General features: G+C 64.8%; 22 protein-coding genes. 11 read left to right on the top strand and 11 right to left on the bottom strand.

The features are described from left to right. The first annotated feature begins 3 nt into the window (after positions 1-3). The 4 genes from V2B31_RS09565 to V2B31_RS09550 all read left to right on the top strand — a co-directional run bounded on the left by V2B31_RS09565 (position 4) and on the right by V2B31_RS09550 (position 3,756). A complete protein-coding gene (locus tag V2B31_RS09565) occupies positions 4-777 on the top strand; it encodes a TatD family hydrolase (RefSeq protein ID WP_328277842.1) in 774 nt (257 codons plus the stop codon). Continuing rightward, on the top strand, positions 774-1,556 hold the full coding sequence (locus tag V2B31_RS09560; RefSeq protein WP_328277840.1) for an MBL fold metallo-hydrolase: 783 nt from the start codon (positions 774-776) through the stop codon (positions 1,554-1,556). Before V2B31_RS09565 ends, V2B31_RS09560 begins: the two co-directional genes overlap by 4 nt. Beyond that, positions 1,556-2,185, top strand: coding sequence for a retropepsin-like aspartic protease family protein (locus V2B31_RS09555; protein WP_328277838.1), 630 nt, complete (start codon positions 1,556-1,558; stop codon positions 2,183-2,185). Before V2B31_RS09560 ends, V2B31_RS09555 begins: the two co-directional genes overlap by 1 nt. 188 nt (positions 2,186-2,373) lie before the next feature. Further along, entirely contained in the window at positions 2,374-3,756 is a 1,383-nt protein-coding gene (locus V2B31_RS09550) for an ISNCY family transposase (protein ID WP_328277836.1), read from the top strand. A gap of 283 nt (positions 3,757-4,039) precedes the next feature. Here V2B31_RS09550 and V2B31_RS20045 read toward each other — a convergent pair whose 3' ends face one another. Then, complete coding sequence (locus V2B31_RS20045) at positions 4,040-4,264, bottom strand: DUF7660 family protein (RefSeq protein ID WP_422247499.1); 225 nt, start codon at positions 4,262-4,264, stop codon at positions 4,040-4,042. Between the two features lie 290 nt (positions 4,265-4,554). Between V2B31_RS20045 and mazG the strand changes: the two genes are divergently transcribed. Then, complete coding sequence (gene mazG, locus V2B31_RS09545; protein ID WP_328277834.1) at positions 4,555-5,331, top strand: nucleoside triphosphate pyrophosphohydrolase; 777 nt, start codon at positions 4,555-4,557, stop codon at positions 5,329-5,331. 153 nt (positions 5,332-5,484) lie between these two features. Here mazG and V2B31_RS09540 read toward each other — a convergent pair whose 3' ends face one another. Then, complete coding sequence (locus tag V2B31_RS09540) at positions 5,485-6,321, bottom strand: flagellin N-terminal helical domain-containing protein (RefSeq protein ID WP_328277832.1); 837 nt, start codon at positions 6,319-6,321, stop codon at positions 5,485-5,487. A 228-nt stretch (positions 6,322-6,549) separates the two neighbouring features. Between V2B31_RS09540 and V2B31_RS09535 the strand changes: the two genes are divergently transcribed. Further along, on the top strand, positions 6,550-7,221 hold the full coding sequence (locus tag V2B31_RS09535; RefSeq protein ID WP_328277830.1) for a hypothetical protein: 672 nt from the start codon (positions 6,550-6,552) through the stop codon (positions 7,219-7,221). 101 nt (positions 7,222-7,322) lie between these two features. Here V2B31_RS09535 and hflX read toward each other — a convergent pair whose 3' ends face one another. The 7 genes from hflX to dusB all read right to left on the bottom strand — a co-directional run bounded on the left by hflX (position 7,323) and on the right by dusB (position 16,706). Continuing rightward, positions 7,323-8,636: a GTPase HflX gene (gene hflX / locus V2B31_RS09530; protein ID WP_328277828.1), complete on the bottom strand. Its 1,314-nt coding sequence runs from the start codon at positions 8,634-8,636 to the stop codon at positions 7,323-7,325. Between the two features lie 124 nt (positions 8,637-8,760). After that, the gene (gene hfq, locus V2B31_RS09525; protein ID WP_328277826.1) at positions 8,761-9,243 is read right to left on the bottom strand and encodes an RNA chaperone Hfq; all 483 of its coding nucleotides are present in this window, start codon (positions 9,241-9,243) and stop codon (positions 8,761-8,763) included. A 164-nt stretch (positions 9,244-9,407) separates the two neighbouring features. Next, complete coding sequence (ntrX, locus tag V2B31_RS09520; RefSeq protein ID WP_328277824.1) at positions 9,408-10,778, bottom strand: nitrogen assimilation response regulator NtrX; 1,371 nt, start codon at positions 10,776-10,778, stop codon at positions 9,408-9,410. Continuing rightward, positions 10,768-13,023, bottom strand: a complete 2,256-nt coding sequence (locus V2B31_RS09515) for a sensor histidine kinase (RefSeq protein WP_328277822.1) — start codon at positions 13,021-13,023, stop codon at positions 10,768-10,770. The genes ntrX and V2B31_RS09515 overlap by 11 nt, the downstream gene beginning before the upstream one ends. 103 nt (positions 13,024-13,126) lie before the next feature. After that, positions 13,127-14,578 (bottom strand): nitrogen regulation protein NR(I), encoded by a 1,452-nt coding sequence (gene ntrC, locus V2B31_RS09510; RefSeq protein WP_328277820.1) that lies wholly within the window; start codon positions 14,576-14,578, stop codon positions 13,127-13,129. Beyond that, positions 14,578-15,687: a two-component system sensor histidine kinase NtrB gene (locus V2B31_RS09505; protein ID WP_328277818.1), complete on the bottom strand. Its 1,110-nt coding sequence runs from the start codon at positions 15,685-15,687 to the stop codon at positions 14,578-14,580. Before V2B31_RS09505 ends, ntrC begins: the two co-directional genes overlap by 1 nt. Next, positions 15,684-16,706 (bottom strand): tRNA dihydrouridine synthase DusB, encoded by a 1,023-nt coding sequence (gene dusB, locus V2B31_RS09500; RefSeq protein ID WP_328277816.1) that lies wholly within the window; start codon positions 16,704-16,706, stop codon positions 15,684-15,686. The genes V2B31_RS09505 and dusB overlap by 4 nt, the downstream gene beginning before the upstream one ends. 152 nt (positions 16,707-16,858) lie before the next feature. Here dusB and V2B31_RS09495 point away from each other — a divergent pair, with 152 nt between their 5' ends. Together V2B31_RS09495 and V2B31_RS09490 are read left to right on the top strand one after the other, a co-directional pair. Then, on the top strand, positions 16,859-18,025 hold the full coding sequence (locus V2B31_RS09495) for a bifunctional 2-C-methyl-D-erythritol 4-phosphate cytidylyltransferase/2-C-methyl-D-erythritol 2,4-cyclodiphosphate synthase (protein ID WP_328277814.1): 1,167 nt from the start codon (positions 16,859-16,861) through the stop codon (positions 18,023-18,025). 5 nt (positions 18,026-18,030) lie between these two features. Beyond that, a complete protein-coding gene (locus V2B31_RS09490) occupies positions 18,031-18,543 on the top strand; it encodes a CinA family protein (protein ID WP_328277812.1) in 513 nt (170 codons plus the stop codon). Here V2B31_RS09490 and V2B31_RS09485 read toward each other — a convergent pair. Next, the gene (locus tag V2B31_RS09485; RefSeq protein ID WP_328277808.1) at positions 18,495-18,965 is read right to left on the bottom strand and encodes a type II toxin-antitoxin system RatA family toxin; all 471 of its coding nucleotides are present in this window, start codon (positions 18,963-18,965) and stop codon (positions 18,495-18,497) included. The two genes, V2B31_RS09490 and V2B31_RS09485, sit on opposite strands and share 49 nt — an antisense overlap. A 137-nt stretch (positions 18,966-19,102) precedes the next feature. Continuing rightward, a complete protein-coding gene (gene lipA, locus V2B31_RS09480) occupies positions 19,103-20,044 on the bottom strand; it encodes a lipoyl synthase (RefSeq protein ID WP_328277806.1) in 942 nt (313 codons plus the stop codon). Between the two features lie 64 nt (positions 20,045-20,108). Between lipA and V2B31_RS09475 the strand changes: the two genes are divergently transcribed. The 3 genes from V2B31_RS09475 to V2B31_RS09465 all read left to right on the top strand — a co-directional run bounded on the left by V2B31_RS09475 (position 20,109) and on the right by V2B31_RS09465 (position 22,977). Beyond that, positions 20,109-20,747, top strand: a complete 639-nt coding sequence (locus V2B31_RS09475) for a carbonic anhydrase (RefSeq protein WP_328277804.1) — start codon at positions 20,109-20,111, stop codon at positions 20,745-20,747. 19 nt (positions 20,748-20,766) lie between these two features. After that, positions 20,767-21,552, top strand: coding sequence for an NYN domain-containing protein (locus V2B31_RS09470; protein WP_328277802.1), 786 nt, complete (start codon positions 20,767-20,769; stop codon positions 21,550-21,552). A gap of 120 nt (positions 21,553-21,672) precedes the next feature. Next, the gene (locus V2B31_RS09465; RefSeq protein WP_328277800.1) at positions 21,673-22,977 is read left to right on the top strand and encodes an aminotransferase class V-fold PLP-dependent enzyme; all 1,305 of its coding nucleotides are present in this window, start codon (positions 21,673-21,675) and stop codon (positions 22,975-22,977) included. Positions 22,978-23,004 lie beyond the last annotated feature (27 nt).

Genomic DNA, 23,004 nt, shown 5'->3' with positions numbered 1-23,004 from the left:
CCCATGCTCATCGACAGCCATTGCCACCTCAATTACAAGGGCTTGATCGAGGATCAGGCCAATGTGCTGGAACGGGCGCGGGCGCGGGGTGTGGGGACGATGCTTAACATCGCCACGCGCGAAAGCGAGTGGGACGCGGTGCTGGAGACCGCAGTGCGCGAGCGCGACGTGTGGGCGACGGTCGGCATCCACCCGCATGAGGCGGACGAGCATCCGCATGTCGACACCGCCAAGCTGGTCGAGCGAGCGGCGCATCCGCGGGTCGTCGGCATTGGTGAGACGGGGCTTGATTATTATTACGACCATAGCGATCGCGAGCGGCAGCAGCGCAGTTTCCGGTCGCATATCGCCGCCTGCCGCGAGACCGGCCTGCCGCTGATCGTCCACACGCGGGACGCGGAGGAGGATACGCTGCGGATCATGCGCGAGGAGAGGGAGGAGGGGGCTTATACCGGCGTCATCCACTGCTTCACCGCGAGTGGCGCCTTTGCCGACACGGCGATGGAATTGGGCTTCTACATCAGCATATCGGGCATCGTGACCTTCAAGAACGCCAAGGACTTGCAGGAGACGGCGGCGCGGTTGCCGATCGAGCGGCTGCTGATCGAGACGGACTCGCCCTTCCTCGCGCCGGTGCCGCATCGCGGCAGGCCGTGCGAGCCGGCCTTCGTCGCGGATACCGCCGCCTTCCTTGCCAAGTTGCGGGGTGAGAGCGTCGAGGAACTGGCGGCGGCGACATCGGCCAATTTCCGCAGCCTTTTCAGCAAGGCGGCATGAGCCTGAAGCTCGTCATGCTGGGCAGCGGCACCTCGTCGGGGGTGCCGCGCATCGGCAATGACTGGGGCAGTTGCGATCCTGCCGAGCCGAAGAACCGGCGGACGCGAGTGTCCATCCTGATCGAAAGTCCCACAACCCGTATCCTGGTGGACACCTCGCCCGACATGCGGGCGCAGTTGCTGGCGGCCGATGTGGTTCACATCGACGCGATCCTGTGGACGCACGACCATGCCGATCACAGCCATGGGCTGGACGATGTGCGGCAGCTCTACCATCATCGCGGGACGCCGGTGCCGGGCTATGCGCGGGCGCAGACGCTCAAGCTCTTGAAGGAACGCTTCGGCTATGCGTTCGAGGGGCGGCATGGCTATCATCCCACGATCGACGCGCGGGTGCTGCCCGATGGTTTGCGGATCGGCGATATCGATATCGCCTGCGTCGATCAGCCGCATGGCGAGATATATTCGACCGGATTCCGCTTCAGCCATGGTGGGCGCTCCGTCGGCTATGCCACGGATTTTCATGCGGTTACGCCCGACATGCTGGCGCTCTATGACGGGCTGGACCTGTGGGTGGTCGATGCGCTGCGAGAGAAGCCGCACCCGACGCATCCGCATCTCGCCATGACGCTGGACGCCGTCGCGGCGGTGCGGCCGGGGCGGACCGTCCTGACGCATATGGACCAGAGCATGGATTATGCGATGCTGCGGCGGACGCTACCGGAAGGCGTCGAGCCGGGCTATGACGGGCTGGTGGTGGAACTGGAGCGGATGGGCTGATGGACGGGCCGGATCAGGCGGCTTCGGCGATCTGGTATGTGCTGGCGCTGGTGCTGGTCGGGTCGGCGCTGGTCGGCCGGCGGCTGGCCTGGGGCGGCGTGCTGCGGATGGCGCTGCTGTGGGTGGCGATCTTCGCGGGCTTGCTGGGCCTCATGAAACTGGCGCAGAGCCAGGGTTTGCTGACCGGGCGCTGGGCGGAACAGGAAGGGAACAGCGCGCCGGACGAAGCGCCGCCGAGCCTGCCGCGCGCCCGCGCCGAGGGCCAGATGCTGCGGGTGCCTGTAGCGGCCGACGGCCATTATTGGGTCGAAGCCACGATCAACGGCACGCCGGCGCGCTTCATGATCGACAGCGGTGCGACCTTTACGGCGCTGTCCGAAACGACCGCGCGGGCGGCGGGCCTCAACTATGACGTGGGCGAGCCGGGCGTCATCATGACCACGGCCAACGGCAAGGTTTCGGCGCGGCGGTCGAGCATCGGGACGCTGGCGGTCGGGCCGATCCGCGCAAGCGATCTGCCGGTGGTGGTGTCGCCGGCGTTCGGGGAAATGAACGTCATCGGCATGAACATGCTCTCGCGGCTAAAAAGCTGGGGCGTCGAAGGCGGCGAGATGGTTTTGCGGCCTTAAGAGAACAGCGAGTGGGACAGCTGAATCGCGGTTTGCGAGGTTAAAGATTTAACATAATATATATTATCGGACTTAGAAACTGTAGGCGCAACTTAGAGATGTCACTCCCCGCAAGTTAGAGATGTCGCAGCTCAGCGCGTCTCGCGGTTCCGGGTGGCATATCCTCTCTAGGTTGGGAGCACGCGCCTATGACGGTTGTCGCGATGAGCCATGGTGAGCTTTCGAGATATGATACGCTCCTACGCTTCGAGCGTGGCGAGCTCAGGATTGAGGATGCGTCGGCGCTGCTCGGCGTTGGCGCCCGACAGATATATCGCTTGCTCAACCGGATGCGGGCTGATGGACCCGAGGCGCTTGTCTCATGGAAGCGCGGTCGACCAAGCAACCGGGCATTCCGGCCAGCCTTCCGCGAGCGCGTCCTCCATCTGGTGCGCGAGCATTATCACGACTTCGGCCCGACCCTGACGGCCGAGTATCTGGTCGAACGCCACGCGATCACGGTTTCGCACGAAACGCTGCGCAAATGGATGATATCAGCCGGCCTCTGGAAAGACCGCGACGCCCGCCGGCCACGTCCATATCAGCCGCGTTATCGTCGCGACTGTCGCGGCGAGCTCATTCAGGTCGACGGTTCGAAACATTGGTGGTTCGAAGGCCGTGGCCCGCAATGCACCCTGCTCGTCTACATCGACGACGCGACCAGCGAATTGATGCACCTCAAGATGGTCGAGAGCGAGAACACGTTCGCTTACATGGATGCGACACGCGAATATATCGAGCGGCACGGCAAGCCGATCGCCCTCTATTCCGACAAGTACAGCGTGTTCCGCAATCCCGTCGCCAGCGCCAAGGGCGACGGCATGACGCATTTCGGCCGAGCGCTGGAAGCGCTGAACATTGAGATCATCTGCGCGAATTCGCCACAGGCCAAAGGCCGTGTCGAGCGCGCGAACGGGACGCTGCAAGACCGCTTGGTGAAAGCCATGCGGCTAGAGGGTGTCTCGACGATCGCCGAGGCCAACGCCTTCCTGCCGGGCTATATGGCTCGGCATAATCAGCGCTTCGCCAAAACGCCGTTCGACCCGCGCGATCTACACCGCCCCCTCGCCCCGCATGACGATCTGCGCGCCGAGATGGTCTGGCGCGAGCAGCGCAAGGTCACGGCGGCGCTGACGCTGCACTACAACAAGGCGCTGTTCATTCTGACGCCGACCGAAATCAGCCGGCCGCTTGCGGGCAAAAGGGTTGATGTCTGCGAATATCCTGACGGCAGGCTGGAGATCCGCCACGGTGAACACGCCCTGCCCTATGAAATGTTCGACAAGATCCGGCAGGTGAACCAGGCAGCCATCGTCGACAACAAACATCTCGATGCGGCACTTACGCTGGCGAAGCTGATTCAGGAAAACTTGCCGGTCAGGAAGCGGAACAACAACGAGCCGTCCCGGCTGTCTCAGCCTAGCCACCGTTTTCCAATTCCGCCGCCTGATCCTGCGCCGACGAAGCGTAAACGCGGGCGCCCACCGCTATATCGACCGCAACCTATCGGGGTGGCGTTAGAGCCGGTGTGAGTTAGGCGCCAGAGGCAATCTGTACAACGATACCACCGAATCGTGCCTCGTCTGCCCAGCAGACAACCCCATCAACGTGAACCTCATGGCTTTCGTAAGGCTCGTCGGTATCACTATAGCAGGCCGCATAGCGACCATCGGGGCTGGCTTGAAATAAGCGTAATGGCCGACCTTCTTTGTCGCTTACTCGCGCAACGCAGTCCCGACAAAGGTAGCGCGGATATCGAGGATTATCCGAAACTACGGTTTCGCAGATTGGGCAAATTTGGGTCATGGTGCTCGTCTATTCGTAAACAATGGCTGCGGTGATAACGGCTGCTGCGTGCTTCCATGGATTAGGGTCTGCGGCGTGAGGCCAATCCGCAGCCCATGCCGACATGGCCTCAAGAAACTGAGGCAGCTCGGCGTTTTCCCACCGCTCACTCTGACTGGGGCGATCTAGCTCTGCACGAAGGCCTGCGACATACTGAGCAAAGCTGGCTTGGTCATGAACCTGATCGTGCGTCATGTGCGCAGAATGGCTTCACGTGATCTGATCCGCAATAGACTGGCGTGACCGGGCCCACTGCTGGTGCAGCGGGTCCATGGTCGCAGGAGCCGTGAGACCACCGCATCAGCAGGGCCTGCGGTTCGCTGTGTGGATGGCTACCCTCCGGCCCTCCTGCCCCAACCGGTGACATTTCTAACTGGCGGAGAAAGTGACTTCTCTAAATGGCAGGAACAGAAACGGGGCTGGCCAGAGGATTGCGCTCCCTCTATCGAAATGTCGTCATTCTCTCTCCTGCATCAGGTTCACCCATGTCGCACGCCAGCCCCGCCGATATCATGCCGCTTGCCGAGGTCATGGCGCGGCTGCGCGATCCCGAGACGGGCTGCCCCTGGGACATCGAGCAGGATTTCGCGTCCATCGCGCCCTATACGATCGAGGAAGCCTATGAGGTCGCCGATGCGATCGCGCGGGAGGATATGGCGGCGCTGCGCGACGAACTGGGCGACCTGCTGCTACAGGTGGCGTTCCATAGCCGCATGGCCGAGCAGGCCGGGCATTTCGGCTTGCAGGATGTGATCGACGGCATCACCGCCAAGATGATCCGGCGGCATCCGCATGTCTTTGGGCAAGGCACGCGGCGCGAGGACGGGCATGCGCAATGGGAGGCGATCAAGGCGGCTGAGCGGGCGGAGAAGGAGCCTGATCCGAGCGCCATGGCCGGGGTGGCGATCGCCCTGCCCGCGCTGCTGCGCGCGGAGAAGCTCCAGAAGCGGGCGGCGCGCACCGGGTTCGACTGGCCGGAACTTGGCAGCGTGCTCGACAAGATCGCCGAGGAACTGGCCGAGGTGCAGGATGCGCCCGACGACGCCGCGCGTGAGGAGGAAATGGGCGACCTGCTGTTCGCGGTCGTCAACCTCGCACGTCATCTGAACATTGACCCGGAAGTCGCGCTGCGGAAGGGCAATGCCAAGTTCGAAAAGCGCTTTCGCGGGATGGAGGCGCTGGCCGGCGAGAGTTTCGTCGGGCTTTCGCTGGAGGCCAAGGAGGCATTGTGGCAGCGGGTGAAGCGCGACCACAATGCATGATCGGCGGGGCGGAAGCCCCCTTCCCCCTCCCCGCCGAAGGCTTGATGTTGGACGTGACTTGGGCTGTTCCCCGGCGCAGGCCGGGGTCCAGTCGAGAGGGTGGAACTGGGCCCCGACTTTCGCCGGGGGACAGCTATTGGTTCATCGTTGCTATCAGCCGATCAGCTTCAATATGCCCTGCTGGCTCTGATTGGCCTGGGCGAGCATCGCGGTCGAGGCCTGGCTCAGTATCTGGGCTTTGGCGAGCTGCGTGGTTTCGTTCGAGAAATCCGCGTCCTCGATCCGGCTGCGCGAGTCGGTGAGGCTCAGCATCTCGGTCGAGAGGTTCGCGACGACCGATTCCAGCCGGTTCTGCATCGCGCCGAAGGTCGAGCGCGTCGCCGAAATGGTGTTGAGCGCATCGTCGAACTTGGCGAGGTCCGCCGTCGAGAAGCCGCCGGCCGTCGGATCGATCGCCGAGACGCCGCCGGTCACCACCGCCGCGATGGTCGCGTCGGTGCTGAGGTCGGTGAAGTTGATCGTCACGCCATTGGACGCATTGGCGCCCGCCTGGATGTAGACCGACGCGGCCGACCCATCGAACAGATTCTTGCCGTTGAAGTTGGACGTGGCAACCTGGTCATCGATCTGCGCCGCGAGCTGGTCCATCTCGGTCTTGATGGCGGTGCGGGCGTCGATATCGTTGGTGCCGTTGAGCGCCTGGACCGCAAGCTCGCGCATCCGCTGGAGCATGTTGGTCATTTCGGACAAGGCGCCGTCGGCGGTCTGAGCGAGCGACAGCCCGTCATTGGCGTTGCGGATGCCCTGCGCGATGCCGCGGATCTGGGCGGTCATCATCGTGGCGATGCCCATGCCCGCCGCGTCATCCTTGGCGCTGTTCATGCGCTTGCCGGTGGAAAGCCGTTCCATCGCGCGGGTCTGCATCATCGACGCGAGGGTCGATGAATTGGCGACGCGCAAGGCCGTCGAATTTGTTCCTACAACAGTCATAGAAGTCCCCGATCCATGAGCTTTGCAATGTCGGGACCGACCCGGATGGCCGGCCTCTCACAGGACCAGAACGGCGCGAGGCGGCGGGGCTTTAGCAGGTCTTGGAAAAAATGGTTATCGGGTTGGAAAGCATCTTTGCCGGTATGTTGCCGGGGGTGAGAAAATGGCGGATAACTGCGGGCTTGGGCCATCCCTGGACATGCAGACGTTGTCAGCTTAGCATGGCGCATGGCCCGCGACGACTGGTATAGGAATAAGGAATGGACGGCTGATATTGAGGCTGCGTTCCGAACCAAATTGTCGAAAGCACGCAGTCAAAAGTCCCAATATATCGTCATTCAGGCGGGATACTTGGCGCACGGTTATCCAGCAGCAGCACTAGCGCTTATCGATGAATATTTCAAAACCGGCGATGATTTTGATGTAGCCCGAGCATATTGCGTGCAGGCTGAAGCAAGGCTTTCTCTCGGCAGGATTGGGGAAGCTGTTGCCTCATATAAAGAAGCGCTGGATTACGAAACGAGACGACCTGGCGTTATCACGACGGCAAGCCTCGACTTGGCGAAAATCGTCGCAGAAAATAGACTGTCATCTGAATATGATTTTACACTCGAGATTCTCACCACAAGGTTCAAAGAGTCCGATTTCTCTTTTCCCAATCTTCGATATGTTTGGAACGGAAGCAATGCGTTGATCGCCGACGATCTCGGGCATCACGTAGAAGCGCAAGAGTTTGCAGAACGCGCGTTGCGCGCTGCTGCCGAGACCGAGTCGCCCTATCGCTATCATCGGACGATGGGCTTGGTGAAGAATAGCTCTGATGATTTTGGTCGTCGCATCAAGCGGATTGCACGTCCTTCGAAAATGCGAGCGCTTTTCCGACTGGCCATAAGCAAATAGCGTTGCAAAGCAAGCTTCGCGATCTGTCACACCGGGGTCCAGTCGAGAGCGCGGAACTGGACCCCGGCCTTCGCCGGGGAACAAGAAGCTATAGCTGGGCCTTACCGCTCCCGCTTGGCAAAGCGCGCGAAGGCGGCGTCGGAGAGGCGGGCTTCGACGCGCTGTTCCTCTCCCTCGACATGGGCGGAGAGGACTTCGCCATGTTCGTGCAGCCAGGCGAGCGCCGCGCCGTCCGACAGGGGGATGCGCAGGCCATAGATTTTCGCGCCGCGCGTCATGCGGTCGCTGATGGCGCGCTGGAGCGTGTCCACCCCCTCACCCGTCAGGGCCGAGAGGATGACGACATCGTCGCGGCGGGCGGCGGTTTCATGGGCGAGGGCGCGGGCCTCGTCGTCGAGCAGGTCGAGCTTGTTCCAGGCCTCGATGATCGGGGGCGCCTCCTCCCCCGCCCCTTCGCCCACGACATTGAGTTCGCCGAGCACGTCGAGCACATCGTCGCGCTGCGCATCCGTATCCGGGTGCGCGATGTCGCGGACATGGACGATGAGGTCGGCGGAGAGCACTTCCTCCAGCGTGGCGCGGAAGGCGGCGATGAGCTGGGTCGGCAGGTCGGAGACGAAGCCGACCGTGTCGGACAGGATCGCCTTGTCGAGGCCGGGCAGCGCGATCTGGCGCATGGTGGGATCGAGCGTGGCGAAGAGCAAATCCTCCGCCATGACGTCAGCGCCGGTCATGCGGTTGAAAAGCGTCGATTTCCCGGCATTGGTGTAGCCGACGAGCGCGATCACGGGCCAGGGCGCGCGTTGGCGGCGGGCGCGGTGGAGGCCGCGGGTGCGGGTGACCTGTTCCAGCTCGCGGCGGATCTTCGCCATGCGGTCGCGGATCATGCGGCGGTCGGCTTCGATCTGGGTTTCGCCGGGGCCGCCGAGGAAGCCGAAGCCGCCGCGTTGCCGCTCAAGGTGAGTCCAGCTTCGGACCAGGCGGCCGGCCTGATAGTCCAGATGGGCGAGTTCGACCTGAAGCCGGCCTTCGTTGGTAGCGGCGCGCTCGCCGAAGATTTCGAGGATGAGGCCGGTGCGGTCGATGACCTTGGCTTCGGTCGCCTTTTCGAGATTGCTCTGCTGGACGGGCGAGAGGCTGTTGTCGACGATGATGAGTTCGGCCTCTTCCTGGCGGGCGAGAGTCGCGATCTGATCGACTTGGCCGCTGCCGAACAGCGTCGCTGGCTTGCGGTCGCGGACGCGGAACGCCTGGGCCGCGCGCACGTCGATGCCGATTGCTAGCGCGAGGCCGCGCGCTTCCTCCAGCCGGGCGTCGCTGTCGCGGCGGTCCCCTCCATGGGTTTCGGCATGGACGACGACCGCGCGCGCGCCGCGCGCCACTTCATCGTCGGAGTCGCGGTTGAATATGGCCATGCGGGCTTAAAGCATTCGGACGGACATGGGTCCAATCATAACCGCGTCCGCGCGCTCTGAACCGGTCGAGGGAAAACAAATGCCCTTCGACAGGCTCAGGGCGAACGGGGGATAGAATGCCCCCTCAATCGTCCTGCTCATTCTCGCCGCTGAGGTCGAGCGTGTGGAGCGGCTGGACGGTCGAAATGGCGTGCTTGTAGACAAGCTGCACCATGCCGTCGCGCTCCAGCAACATGCAGAACAGGTCGAAGGCGGCGATCTCGCCCTGGAGCATGACGCCGTTCACGAGGAACATCGTCACCGGGCTGCCCGATTTGCGGACGGCGGAGAGGAAGATTTCCTGGAGCAGCTTCGACTTGGGATTGCCGTCGCTGGCCTTGCGCAGGTCCGTCAGGTCCATCGGCTGCGCGGGCATGACGGTGGAGATGGCGTGCTTGTAGACCAGCTGCGACTGGCCGTCGCGGCGCAGCAGAACGGAGAAATTGTCGAACCAGGTGATGATGCCCTGCAACTTCACGCCCTTGACCAGGAACATGGTCACCGGGGTCTTGCTCTTGCGCAGGCTGTTCAGGAAAATGTCCTGAAGATTGTTCACTTTGTCGGCCATGGTCGTCGCCAGTCCTATTGTTGGCGGGACGTTACCCGCTCTCGCACCCTTAAGCAGAGTGTCTTGCCCGCCCCCGCACACCGGGAGCGGCATGATTTATACCGCAATTGCGAAGGGGCGTCCATGCCCCAGACGCGATAGGGCACAATTTCCCCGCGAACCCGCTATTCCTTGCCGTCGGTGATGCCGAGCAGCTTCAATTTGCGGTGCAGCGCGGACCGCTCCATGCCGATGAAAGTCGCGGTGCGGGATATGTTGCCGGAGAAACGCCGTATCTGGATACGCAGATATTCGCGCTCGAAACTCTCGCGCGCCTCGCGCAGGGGTGCGCCCATGATCGCGGACTGGCCGATCCCTTCCCCGCCGCCGCCGCTGGTGAGTTCGGCGGGCAGCATGTCCAGTTCGATCCGGCCGATGCGGTCGCCCGGCGCCAGGATCATCGTGCGTTCGATGACGTTGCGGAGCTGGCGGACATTGCCGGGCCATTCATTGGCCTGAAGCGCGGCCATGGCGTCGCTCGCGATTTCGGGCGGGGCGACGCGGCGGTCGGCGGCGAAGCGGGCGAGATAATGTTCGACCAGCGGCGGGATATCGTCGCGCCGCTCCGACAGCGGGGGAATGGCGAGCGGCACGACGTTGAGGCGGTAGAAGAGATCCTCGCGGAAGCGGCGCTCCTCGATCTCCTGCGCCAGGTTGAGCGCGGTCGAGGAGATGACGCGGACATCGACCTTCACCTGCCGCTGGCCGCCGACGCGGGTGAAGCTCTGGTCGGTGAGGACGCGCAAGATCTTGCCCTGCGTTGTCAGCGGCATGTCGGCGATCTCATCGAGATAGAGCGTGCCGCCATGCGCCTGTTCGAGGAAGCCGGGGCGGACGAGGCCGCTCGGGTCTTCGACGCCGAACAGCTCCTCCTCGACCCGGTCGGGGTCCATCCGCGCGGCGGCGACGATGATGAAGGGCGAATCGGCGCGGCCGCTCCAGCTGTGGAGCATCCGCGCGGCGACTTCCTTGCCGACTCCCGCCGGGCCGGAGATGAGGACTCGGCTGCCGGTGCCGGCGACCTTCTTGATCGTGGCGCGCACCCCGTTGATCGCGGCCGAGGTCCCGGTCAATTCGTCATCCTGGCCGAAACGGGCGCGCAGCACCTGGTTCTCGCGCCGTAGCCGCTCGGTCTCGGTCGCGCGGCTGACGAGGTGGAGCAGCCGGTCGGCCTCGAACGGCTTTTCGATGAAGTCGGCCGCGCCCTTGCGGATGGCGGCGACGGCGGTGTCGATATTGCCATGACCGGAGATCATGAGGACGGGGATGGAGGGATCGCGCCGCTTGATCTCGTCCAGCAGTTCAAGGCCATCGAGCCGCGAGCCCTGAAGCCACACGTCCAGCAGGACGAGCGACGGGCGGCGCGAATCGAGCGCGTCGATCGCGCTGTCGCTGTTCGCGGCGGTGCGGGTGGCGAAGCCTTCGTCCTCCAGCACGCCCGCGACCAGATCGCGGATGTCCTCTTCATCGTCGACTATCAGAATATCAAGCGCCATTGGCCGTCACTTTTCCCTTGGGCAGGGCAATCACCTGCCCCTCTTCCAGTTTGTCCAGCGCCCCCATGGGGAAGCGCAGGGTTACGCAAACGCCGCCGCCCGGCGCATCATCGAAGCGGATTTCGCCCAGATGCTCCTCGACAATCTTCTTGACGATGGCGAGGCCGAGACCCGTGCCCTTCGACCGGGTCGTCATATAGGGTTCGAGGATGCGGTCGCGCTCGGGCGGCAGGCCGACGCCGTCATCCTGCACGCGGATGACGATATCGTCCCCTTCCCGTGACAGCGTCATGACGACATGGCCGCGCGGACCGCCATCGTCTGAAACGGCCTTGGGTTCAATCGCTTCCACCGCATTCTTGACGATGTTGGTGAGCGCCTGACCCAGTTGCCGCCGATCGCACACCATCTCCAGGTCGGGCAGGTCGGTATGATATTCGAAGCGGATCGCGGGATGCGCGACCTCATGCAGGAACAGCGCATGGCGGGCGATGTCGCCGATCGCCTCGCGTCGGAATACTGGCTTGGGCATCCGCGCGAAGGAGGAAAATTCATCGACGATGCGGCGCAGGTCGCCCACCTGCCGCACGATCGTGCCGGTAAGGCGGGAGAAGGTCGCCTTGTCGCTCGTGATCTCCTCGGCATAGCGGCGCTGGAGCCGTTCGGCGGCGAGCTGGATCGGGGTGAGCGGGTTCTTGATCTCATGCGCGATGCGCCGGGCGACGTCGGACCAGGCGGCGCGGCGCTGATCGCTGAGCTGCTGGGTGATGTCGTCGAAGGTCAGGATATGGCCCGAGGCATCGCGCGACAGCTTGACCGCCAGGGTGCGCAGGTCGCCATGGGCGCGCACCTGGACGATGCCGGCATCCTCTTCGGACGCGACATAGTCGGCAAGTTCGGAGGATAGTTCGGCGAGCGGGCGGCCTACGGGATCGTCCCCCTCCTCCGCCAGGATCGCCGCGGCCGAGCTGTTGAGCAGCTGAATGACGCCCTTCCGGTCGACCGAGAGCACGCCGGCGGTGACGCCCGACAGGATCGCCTCGATAAAGGCGCGGCGCTCATCGAGCTGGCTGTTGGCGGCGACCAGCGCGCCAGTCTGCGCCTCCAGCCGCTGGGTCATGCGGTTGAAGGCCGATGCGAGCGTGCCGATCTCGTCGCGCGCCTGATGGCGGGTGACGCGGGCGGAAAGATCGCCTGCGGTGATGCGGCGCGCGGCGGTCACCAGTTCGTTGACCGGACGGACCATCCAGTCGGCGACCGCGAGCGCGATATAGACGGCGATGCCGACCAGCAGCAGCGATCCGACGAACAGCGCGATGTTGAAGCGCAGTTGCAGCGCGCGCGATTGGGCGGCGAACTGGTCATAATCGGCGATCACCTTTTGCGCCCGCTCGACGTTCGAGAAGGATGTGGTGACGGCGTTGCGGGTGGCGTAGAGATAGACCTTGCTGCTGGGATAGAGCAGGGTCACGGCCTCCACCTGATTGGGGCGGACGCGCACGACGATATTCTCGCCTTTGGAGAGGCGCTGGACCGCTTGCGGCCAGAGCATTTCGGCGGCGGGGCGGTTTTCGGGGTCCACGGTGGCGGCGGTGCGGGCGATGCCGTCCTTGCCCACTTCTATGATCGCCGACCGGTTCAGTTTCCGCGTCACCACCTGATAGATATAGCCCTCGGCGAAGCGGGGGCTGGAGACGGGCGATTCGCGCAGATAGTCGCGCAGGTCGTTCGCCATGGTGACGGTTTCGTCGCTGACCTCGCGCAGATTCTGCTCATAATAGCCGCGCGCGAGATCGCCCGCATTCTGGAGCATCCCGCGCGCGCTGTCCGAAAACCAGAATTGCACGCCATATTGGAACAGCAACGAGGCGAAGATCACCACCAGCAGCATCGGCACGCTGGCGACGATCGAGAAGATAGCGACGAGGCGGACATGGAGCTGCCCGTCGCTGCCGATCGCCGATTGCGCCGCGCGCCGCTTCGCCACGCGCCGGCCGAGCAGCACCAGCAGCGCGATGGCGGGGACGAGGTTGGCGACCAGCAGCAGCGCGACGATCGGCGGGGTCAGCAGCGTGTAGGATTCGCCGCTGCCCGACAGCAGGCGATAGGTGAGCGCCGCCATGCCGACGAAGATGGCGAACGTCACCGCCTCCACCAGCGCCGCAAGCCGGCCGCCGCGCAGGAACGGCGGCAGGCGCCTGCGCCATGCCGGTGCCCGCCGGGGGATAGGGGTCGCGCCGCTCATAGTGGCTTCGTTACAACAATGCCGTGCCCGCTCAAACACAGTTTAGTCTGAAATGTATGGCGTTGGTCGAGCGGGGCGATCGGTTCGTCGGGCATAGCCCGTGTCAACCATTGTCCTGCATCCGCAGCGCCAGCGGATCGAGACCATAGTCGGTCAGCTTCTTGCGCAGCGTATTGCGGTTGATGCCGAGCAGCCCGGCGGCGCGAATCTGATTGCCGTCGACGCTCGCCAGCACTTCCTGGAGCAGCGCCGGTTCGATCACGGCAAGGAGGTCGTCGTGCAGCGCGCGATTGGGCTGGGCGAGGCCGATGCCGAGTTGCCGCCGCGCCCAGTCGCGCACCGCATGGACCAGCTGGTCGGCGGGGGCGGCATGGTCGGCGGGCACGGCGTCGAACGGCAGCATGTTCCGCAGCATGTCGGCGGTGATGACATTTTCGCGGGTCAGCACCGAGAGGCGCTGCATCATGTTCTGAAGTTCGCGCACATTGCCGGGCCAGTGCCAGGCCATGAGGAGTTGCGCCGCCTCGTCCGACAGGCTCTTGCGCGGCAGCCCCTCCTGCGCGGCGCGTTCCAGGAAATGGCGGGCGAGCAGGATCACATCCTCGCGGCGCTCTCGCAAGGCGGGCAGAGCGATGGGCACGACATTGAGGCGATAATAGAGATCCTGGCGGAAGCGGCCTTCCTCGATCAGGATGGGCAGGTCCTTGTTGGTGGCGGCGATGATGCGCACATTGACGCGCACGGGCTTGGAGCCGCCGACGGTCGTCACCTCGCCCGACTGGAGCACGCGCAAAAGGCGGGTCTGCGCCTCCATCGGCATGTCGCCGATCTCGTCCAGAAAGAGCGTGCCGCCCTGCGCCTGCTCGAACTTGCCGGCGGTGCGGGCGTGAGCGCCGGTGAACGCGCCCTTTTCATAGCCGAACAGTTCCGCCTCGATCAGTTCGCGCGGGATGGCGGCCATGTTGATCGGCACGAAGGGCTTGGTGCGGCGCTGACCCAGGCTGTGGATCGCTTCGGCCACCAGTTCCTTGCCGGTGCCCGATTCGCCCAGCACCAGGATGGAGAGGTCGTTGGAGAGGACGCGGGCGATGGTGCGATAGACTTCTTGCATCGCCGGCGATCGGCCGACGAGCGGCAGGCCGTCATGCGGCAGGCCCGGCTCCCCCGCCTGCTCCGCCGCGCTCTGCCGGGTGCCGAGCGCGTCGGCGACGGCGCGGGTGAGTTCGTTGAGGTCGAAGGGCTTGGGAAGATATTCGAACGCGCCCTTCTCGGTCGCGCGGATCGCGGTGTTGAGCGTGTTCTGCGCCGAGAGGATGATGACGTTGAGGTCGGGCCGGTCGGCGATGATCTCCGCCACGCCGTCGAGACCGTCGCCATCGGGCAGCATGACGTCGGTGATAAGGATGTCGGGCGCGAAGCTCTGCATCAGCGCGGTGCGCTCGCGGATCGAGGCGGCGGTTTTGACCTTGTGCCCCTGCCGCCGCAGCGCTTCGCCCACCACCACGCAGATGGCGGGATCATCATCGACCACCAGGATCGCACCGGTCATGGGCATCAGCCGATCCCCATCGGCAGCAGGACGCGGAAGGTGGATTCGCCCGCTTCCGCGTCGCGCGAATATTGGACGAAGCCGTTCATGTCGCGCACCAGCTTGTCCACCAGGGCAAGGCCCAGCCCCTGCCCGTCGCGCTTGGCGGTGATGAAGGGGTTGAAGAGATGGTCGAGAATATGTTCGGGCACGCCGGGTCCATTATCGATGACGAGGATTTCGATCGGCAGCACGGCGCTGCCCTTGCCGCCGCCCACGACGACCGAAACGCCATGGCGGAAGGCGGTTTCGACGCGGATGCGGGGCTTGGCGACATGCTCCAGCGCTTCGGCGGCGTTCTTCAAGAGGTTTATCATCACCTGCACCAGCGCATCGTCATTGATGTTGGCGAATGGCAGGGACGGGTCATAATGTTTTATGATCTTTATGTTTTTGGCGAAACCGGCGGCGGCGATGCCGGCAGCGCGATCGATCAGCGGATAGATATTGCCCGGCGCGCATTCGAGCGTGCGGTCGGTGGTGAAATCCTGCATCCGGTCGATCAGCGCGGCGATCCGGTCGACCTCGTTGCAGATGAGCTGGGTGAGCGCGGCGTCGCGGCCGTCCTGGCTCGATTCGAGCAACTGCGCCGCGCCGCGTATGCCCGACAGCGGGTTCTTGATCTCATGCGCCAGGATCGCCGCCGCACCCATGGCCGAGCGCGCCCCGCCTGCCGTGCCGCGATGGCCGATCTTGCGCGCCTGGCTCTGGGCGTGGAGCGAAACGACGCGCCAGCCGTCATGATCGCCGATGGGGGCGATCATCAGGTCGACCTCCATCTCCGCCGTGCGGCCGGCATGGACTTTGATGTCATAGGCGGCAACCGCCTTGTTGCTGTGCCAGATGTCGAAGCGCGCGCCTGCTTCGGCAATGCGGATGGTGCGGGCGATGTCGCTGCCGACGATCGCCGATCGGGCCATGTTGAGCAGGGTCTCTGCGCGGACATTGGCGTCGGCGATGCTGTTGTCGGGGCGCACCAACAGGGTCGCGACGGGCAGCGCCGTCATCTGTTCGCCGAGCGACGGACCGTCCTGCGCCGCCCGCAGCGGTGGCGCCGACGTCAGCGCGCTCGTCATGCCGCCCTGCGCAGCTCCGCCGCGCTCGCGCCGCCGGCGATCAGCGGCTCGTAGAAGCGGGCGAGCATGTCGAGCACGACCTCCGCCTCCGGCTGCTGGTTGACGGCATGGCGAAATTCGGCGGAACCGGGCAGCCCCTTGGTGTACCAGCCGATATGCTTGCGCGCCATGTTAACGCCGGTATGCCTGTCATAATGATCGAGCATCGCGTGATAATGCTCTATAATGACGCGATATTGTTCTTGCAGGCTGGGGTCGGGAATGCGCGTGCCGTCGGTCAGCCAGGCCATGACCTGCCCGATCAGCCAGGGCCGACCGTAAGCGCCGCGCCCGATCATGACGCCATCCGCGCCGCTCTGCTCCAGCGCCGTTTCGGCGGCCTCGATCGAACAGATGTCGCCGTTGACGATGACGGGCAGCTTCACCGCATCCTTGACCTTGCGGACGAAGGCCCAGTCGGCCGATCCCTTGTACATCTGGCAGCGGGTGCGGCCGTGGACGGTGATGAGCTTCGCGCCGAGATCCTCGGCAATATGGGCGAGTTCAGGCGCGTTGAGGCTGGAGTGGTCCCAGCCCATGCGCATCTTGACGGTGACCGGCACGTCGACCGCCTCGACCGTCGCCTTGATGAGCGAGGCGGCGAGCGGCAGGTCACGCATCAGCGCGCTGCCGGCGTCGCCATTCACCACCTTCTTGACCGGGCAGCCCATGTTGATGTCGATGATGGCCGCGCCGCGATCGGCATTGAGCTTCGCGGCCTCGGCCATTTCCGCAGGCGAGCAGCCGGCGAGCTGCATCGAGACCGGCTCCTCCAGCGGATGCCAGGCGGCCTTTTGCAGCGACTGGCGCGTCTCGCGGATCATCGCCGCCGACGCGATCATCTCGGTCACGTTGAGGCCCGAGCCATAGCGGCGCACAAGCGTGCGGAAGGGCATGTCGGTGACGCCGGTCATCGGGGCGAGAACGACCGGCATGTCGATAGTGACGGGGCCGATGGCGATGGGGGAAAGTTTGCGCATGGTTGGAATGTGATTACTGCCTAAAAAACAGGCAGCGCTTAGCGGAAATCGGGAATGGGGGCAAGGCTGCGTACCCGTCCTTCGACAGGCTCAGGACGAACGGCGGTGGGATGGGTCTTTCGGCAAGCCGAGGGAGCGGCTATGCGCGCCGCATGGTATCGCATCCTAAGATCGTCGCGCTGATCGTCGCCGCTGGACAGGGGAGCCGCGCGGGTGGCGATCTCCCCAAGCAGTTCCGCAGGATCGGCGGCAGGGCGGTGCTGGCCCATGCTTATGACGGGCTCGCAGCGCATCCGGCGATCGAGGCGATCCACATCGTTCTGGGCGAAGGGCAAGAGGCGGAGGCGCGGGCGCTGCTGGGCGATCGGGCGGTGGCGGCTTTCGTCACCGGGGCTGACAGCCGGCGCGGGTCGGTGCGCGCGGGGCTGGAGGCGATCGCGGCGGCTGACGGCGCGGACATCGTGCTGATTCATGATGCGGCGCGGCCCTACCTGCCGACCGCTATGATCGATCGCTTGCTGGCGGCGCTGGAGACGGCGCAGGGTGCGATCCCCGCCCTGCCCGTCGCCGACACGCTGGTGCGCGGCGCGGACGGGGTGATGGGCGAGGGCGTGGATCGGGGCGCGCTGTATCGGGTGCAGACGCCGCAGGCGTTCCGCTTCGACACGATTCTGGCGGCGCATCGCGGCTGGGACGAGCGCCGGGAAGCGACCGACGACGCGCAGATACTTCGCGGCTGGGGCCATGACGTCCTATTGGTGCAGGGCGATGAAAGGCTTGAGAAATTGACCTATCCGCAGGACTTTGCGCGGGCTGAGGCGATGATCGCGCGAACGACGCGGGTCGGCATGGGCTATGACGTGCACCGGCTGGCCGAGGATGAGGAACTGTGGCTGGGCGGGCTGCTGATCCCGCACGATCGCGGGCTGGCCGGGCATAGCGACGCCGATGTGGCGCTGCACGCGATTGTGGACGCGATATTGGGCGCGCTGGCGGAAGGCGACATCGGCAGCCATTTCCCCCCGTCCGACCCGAAATGGCGCGGCGCCTCATCCGACAAGTTCCTGGCCTATGCGTGCGACCGGGTGGCGGCGCGCGACGGAAGGATCGAGCATGTCGACCTCACCATCATCTGCGAAGCGCCCAAGATCGGCCCGCACCGCGAGGCGATGCGCGCGCGGATCGCGGACATACTGGCGGTGCCGGTCGATCGGGTGAGCGTCAAGGCGACGACGACCGAGCGGCTGGGCTTTGCCGGGCGGCGCGAGGGAATCGCGGCGCAGGCGGTTGCCACCCTCTCCCTCCCCGCGCTATCCTGACCCCCATGCCCGACACCATCCTGCCCGACCCGCTGGTCGAACTCGCCCAGAAGGTCATCATCGCCAACCGGCGCGCCGGGCGGACCGTAGCGGTCGCAGAAAGCTGCACCGGCGGGCTCGTGTCGGCGGCGCTCACGGAGATCGCGGGGTCATCCGACGTGTTCGAGGCGGGTTTCGTCACCTATTCCAACGACATGAAGGCCGAGCTTCTCAAGGTCTCGCAGGATGTGCTGGAGACGTTCGGCGCGGTTTCGATCGCCACCGCCTGGGCGATGGCGCAGGGCGCGCTCAAGAAAAGCCATGCCCATGTCGCGGTCGCCATCACCGGCATTGCGGGACCGGGCGGCGGGAGCGAACAAAAGCCTGTGGGGACGGTCGTGTTCGCCCGCGCCGAGCGGGGGGCGGCGGCCGACAAGGTCGTCGCCGACATGCGCCATTTCGAGAATGACGGCCGGGGTGGCGTGCGGCTTCAGGCGGCGCTGTGCGCGCTCGAACTGCTGCTGCCCGACGCGCCGTAGAGCGCCGCCGCCCGCGCCTCAAACGCGCCGATCATCTTGCGGAGCGCCTTGTCGAAAAACTGGCCGGCGAGCATTTCGAAGATGCGGTTCTTGAACTGGAACTCGACCTCGAAATCGACCAGCACCCCGCCCTGCCCGTCGTCGCGAAACTCCCATTCATTGTGGAGATGCTTCAATGGCCCGTCGAGATAATCGACCCGCACATGGCGCGGCCGTTCCTTGTGAACGCGCGAGGTGAAGCTCTCGCTGATCCCCTTGAAGCCGACGATCATGTCCGCGACCATCTCGGTCTCGCTATTCGATCGCACGCGGATCGCGCTGACCCAGGGCAGGAATTCAGGGTAGGCGGCGACATCGGCCACCAGATCGAACATCTGCGTCGGCGTATAGGGAAGATGGCGGGTTTCGTTATGCTTGGGCACGATTATTGACCCCCGGTGGTGACTGAGATATTCCTGTTTTCAACGTCGCCCCGGACCTGATCCGGGGCCCCGCTTTTTCCCTCCCGACGCGAAGGAAGCGGGATCCCGGGTCGAGCCCGGGATGACGTCATCATGCGTCAGACTTTGGCCGCTGCCTTGGCGAGTTGCGCTTCGCGGGCGGCGCGCATTTCGGCGAAATCCTTGCCGGCATGATAGCTCGACCGGGTGAGCGGGCTGGACGCGACCTGAAGGAAACCCTTGGCGCGAGCGATCGCGGCATAGGCGTTGAACGCGGCCGGGGTCACGAACTCCATCACCTTGGCGTGCTTGGGCGTGGGCTGAAGATATTGGCCCATGGTCAGGAAATCGATGTCGGCCGATCGCATGTCGTCCATCACCTGATGCACTTCCAGCCGTTCCTCGCCCAGGCCAAGCATGATGCCGGACTTGGTGAAGATCGACGGATCGAGCTTCTTCACCGTTTCCAGCAGCCGCAGCGAGGCATAATAGCGCGCGCCGGGGCGGATGGTGGGATAGAGGCGCGGCACGGTTTCGAGATTGTGGTTATAGACGTCCGGCCGCGCCGCGACGATCATCTCGACCGCGCGCTCATGCTTGTTGCGGAAGTCGGGCGTCAGAATTTCGATCGTCGTCTGCGGCGTGGTGCGGCGCAGCGCCTCGATCACCTTGACGAACTGCGACGCGCCGCCATCGGGCAGATCGTCGCGGTCGACCGAGGTGATGACGATATGCTCAAGCCCCATTTCCGCCGAGGCGTCGGCCAGGTTCTGCGGCTCATTGGGATCGACCTTGCGCGGCATCCCGGTCTTGACGTTGCAGAAGGCGCAGGCACGGGTGCATACATCGCCCAGGATCATCACCGTGGCGTGTTTCTTCGTCCAGCATTCGCCGATATTGGGGCAGGCGGCTTCCTCGCAGACCGTCGCCAGCCCCTTTTCGCGCATGAGCTTGCGCGTCTCATGATAGCCGGGGCTGGTCGGCGCCTTGACGCGAATCCAGTCGGGCTTGCGGGCGCGTTCCGGCTTCGATGCGCCGGGGATCGGGGCGATGTCGGTCATGATGTGCAGATAGCGATGGTTGCGGACTCTTGCCAGCCCCCCTTTTGTGCGGCACAGGCCAAGCATGACTGACTTTGCCGACATGATCCAGGGCTATCGCCGTTTCCGCGACATCGGCTGGGCGCAGCAGCGCGAGCGATGGGACGAACTCGCCGAGGGGCAGAGCCCGCGGGTGATGGTGATCGCCTGCTCCGACAGCCGCGTCGATCCGGCCCAGATATTCGACACCAGCCCCGGCGAGATTTTCGTGGTGCGCAACGTCGCCGCGCTGGTGCCGCCGTTCGAGACGTCGCCGGGCCGGCATGGCGTGTCAGCCGCGCTGGAATTTGCGGTGCAGGTATTGAAGGTCGGCGAGATCGTCGTGATGGGTCATGGCAAATGCGGCGGCTGCAAGGCGGCGCTGAGCCAGGATCTGAAAGACGCGCCGCCAGGCGAAGGCGGCTTCATCCATGATTGGATCGAATTGCTGGACGATGCGCGCGAGACGGTCGTCTCCGAATATGGCGAACGGCGCGATCGCGACGCCGAGCGGGCAATGGAGCAGGAAGGGGTGAAGGTCTCCCTCGCCAACCTGCGCAGCTTCCCCTGCGTGCGGCACAAGGAAAAGAGCGGCGCATTGAAGCTGATCGGCAGCTTCTTCGCCATTTCGGACGGGCAGTTGCACCTGCTGGACGAAGCGAGCGGGACGTTCTCGCCCGCCTGAAGCATAAGGAGGCGGCATCATGGCGTCACGACAGGAAGGCCGCGGCAATATCGCGCTGCTGATCGACGCGGACAATGCGTCGGCGGCGCATTTCGACCCGGTGATGACGGTTCTGGCGGAGCTGGGCACCGTCAATATCCGCCGCGCCTACGGCAATTGGAGCAAGGCGACGCTCAAGACCTGGGCGGCGCTGTCGGTCGCGCAGGCGATCGAGCCGCAGCAGCAGTTCGACCTGACCAAGGGCAAGAACGCCACCGACATGAAGATGACGATCGACGCCATGGACCTGCTGACCAGCGGGCGGGTCGACGGCTTCGGCCTCATGTCGAGCGACAGCGATTTCACGCCGCTCGTCACGCGGCTGCGGCAGGATGGCATCCCGGTCTATGGCTTTGGCACGGCGAACACGCCCGAAGGCTTTCGCCGCGCCTGCACGCGCTTCATCGACGTGGCTGCGCTGAAGCCCGCCGAGGTGCCAACGGCGAAGAAGGCGAGCGGATCGCGGGCGAAAGCGCCTGCGGCCAAGGCCGAAGTGCCCCCTCCCCCGCCGCCGGCACCGCCCGCGACCGAAAAGACCGTCGATCCCGAAGTCGTGCGCCTGCTGATCGACGCCTATGACGAAGCCAAGCGCGATGAGCGGGGTTTCGTCGCGCTGGGGCCGGTGGGCCAGCGGGTCGGCAACCGGTCGAGCTTCGACGTGCGCAACTATGGCTATAAGCGCCTGTCGGACCTGGTCGCGGCGATCCCCAACTTCATCACCGAAGTGCGCGAAGGCGGCCAGACCTGGATTAAGCGGGTGCGCTGAGACGCTCCTGCCAGAGACGAGGTCGTGGCCGCTCTCTCAGTGATGATATGGTATAATATTATCTAGCGGATCATCCCCGCTCGTCCGTTTTCCTGTCTGTCCCCAATTTGGAGCGGAAGCATGTCCGATCGCCGCCATTTCCTGTCCGCCGCCGCCGCCCTGCCCTTGTCGGCGCTGGCGGCAAGCGGTGAGAGTCATGCCGCAGAGTTGCCCGCAACGTCCGACTTTGCCGGGCTCGACTTCGCCAGGCTGCAACGCGCCTTTGTGGCGCTGTACGACGTGGATCGGTCGATAGCCAACTTCGACGCCGCTTATTATGGCGTGCTGACCCGGCCGGTGCTCGCCGCCTATCGGGAGAAGGCGGACTGGCTCAATCGGCACAATTCGACCTTTCTGCGCAATGCCGTGCCCGGCATGGCGCGCGACGCCGAACTCGACAAGTCGCGCGACGCGGTGGCGCGGATGATCGGCGCGCAGGCGGACGAGGTCGCGCTGGCTTCGAGCGCGACCGATGCGCTCTACGCGCTCATCGTCAACTATGCGCTGCTCAAGCCCGGCGACGCCGTGCTCTACTGCGATGTCGATTATGACGAGATGCAGTTCGCGATGGAGTATCTGGCGCAGAGCCGTGGCGTCAAGGTCGTGCGCTTTGCCCTGCCCGAGCCGCATACGCGCGCCAACATCCTGGCGGCCTACGACAAGATGCTGCGGGAAACGCCGCGCGCGCGGCTGCTGCTGCTGACCCATGTGTCCAATCGCAACGGGCTGATCCCGCCGGTGCGCGAGATCGTGGCGATGGCGAAGGCGCGCGGCGTCGATACGATATTGGACAGTGCGCAGGCGGTCGGGATGATGCCGTTCGACGTGGCGGAGACGGGCGCGGACTTTATCGGCTTTTCGCTCCATAAATGGGTCGCCGCGCCGCTCGGCACCGGGGGTATCTATGTCCGCAAGGACCGGCAGGCGGACATATTGCCCTGGCTGGGCAACCTTCTCTACCCCGCCAGCGACATGCGATCGCGCCTGCCGACCGGCACCGTGGACTTCGCCGCCCGGCTGACGATCCCGGCGGCTATCGCGATGCAGGAGCGGATCGGCGTGGCGCGCAAATTCGCGCATCTGCGGGCGCTGCGCGATCATTGGTACGGGCCGGCGGGCGAGATAAGGGGCGTCGAACGGCTGTTGCCGGACGAGGCGGACAATTATGGCGCGATCAGTTCCTTCCGCCTGCCCGGCATGAGGACGATGGAGCAGGCGCGGCAGGCGCAGGCGCGCTTTGTCGAAAAGCATCGGCTGCTGGTGGTGGCAAAGGCGGGGCTGGCCTCCGGCCCGGTTTTGCGGGTGACGCCGGCGCTCTTCAACAGCAGCACGGAACTGGATCGGCTGGTCCGCGCGATCGCGGCGGAACGTGCCCTGTTCGCGTGACGGGCGCGAAAAAAAGGCCGATCCAAA

The organism is Sphingobium sp. (assembly GCF_036170395.1).
Lineage (GTDB): Bacteria > Pseudomonadota > Alphaproteobacteria > Sphingomonadales > Sphingomonadaceae > Sphingobium.
Note: the sequence above shows the minus strand (reverse complement) of the source record. Positions and strands in the feature narration are given on the sequence as shown.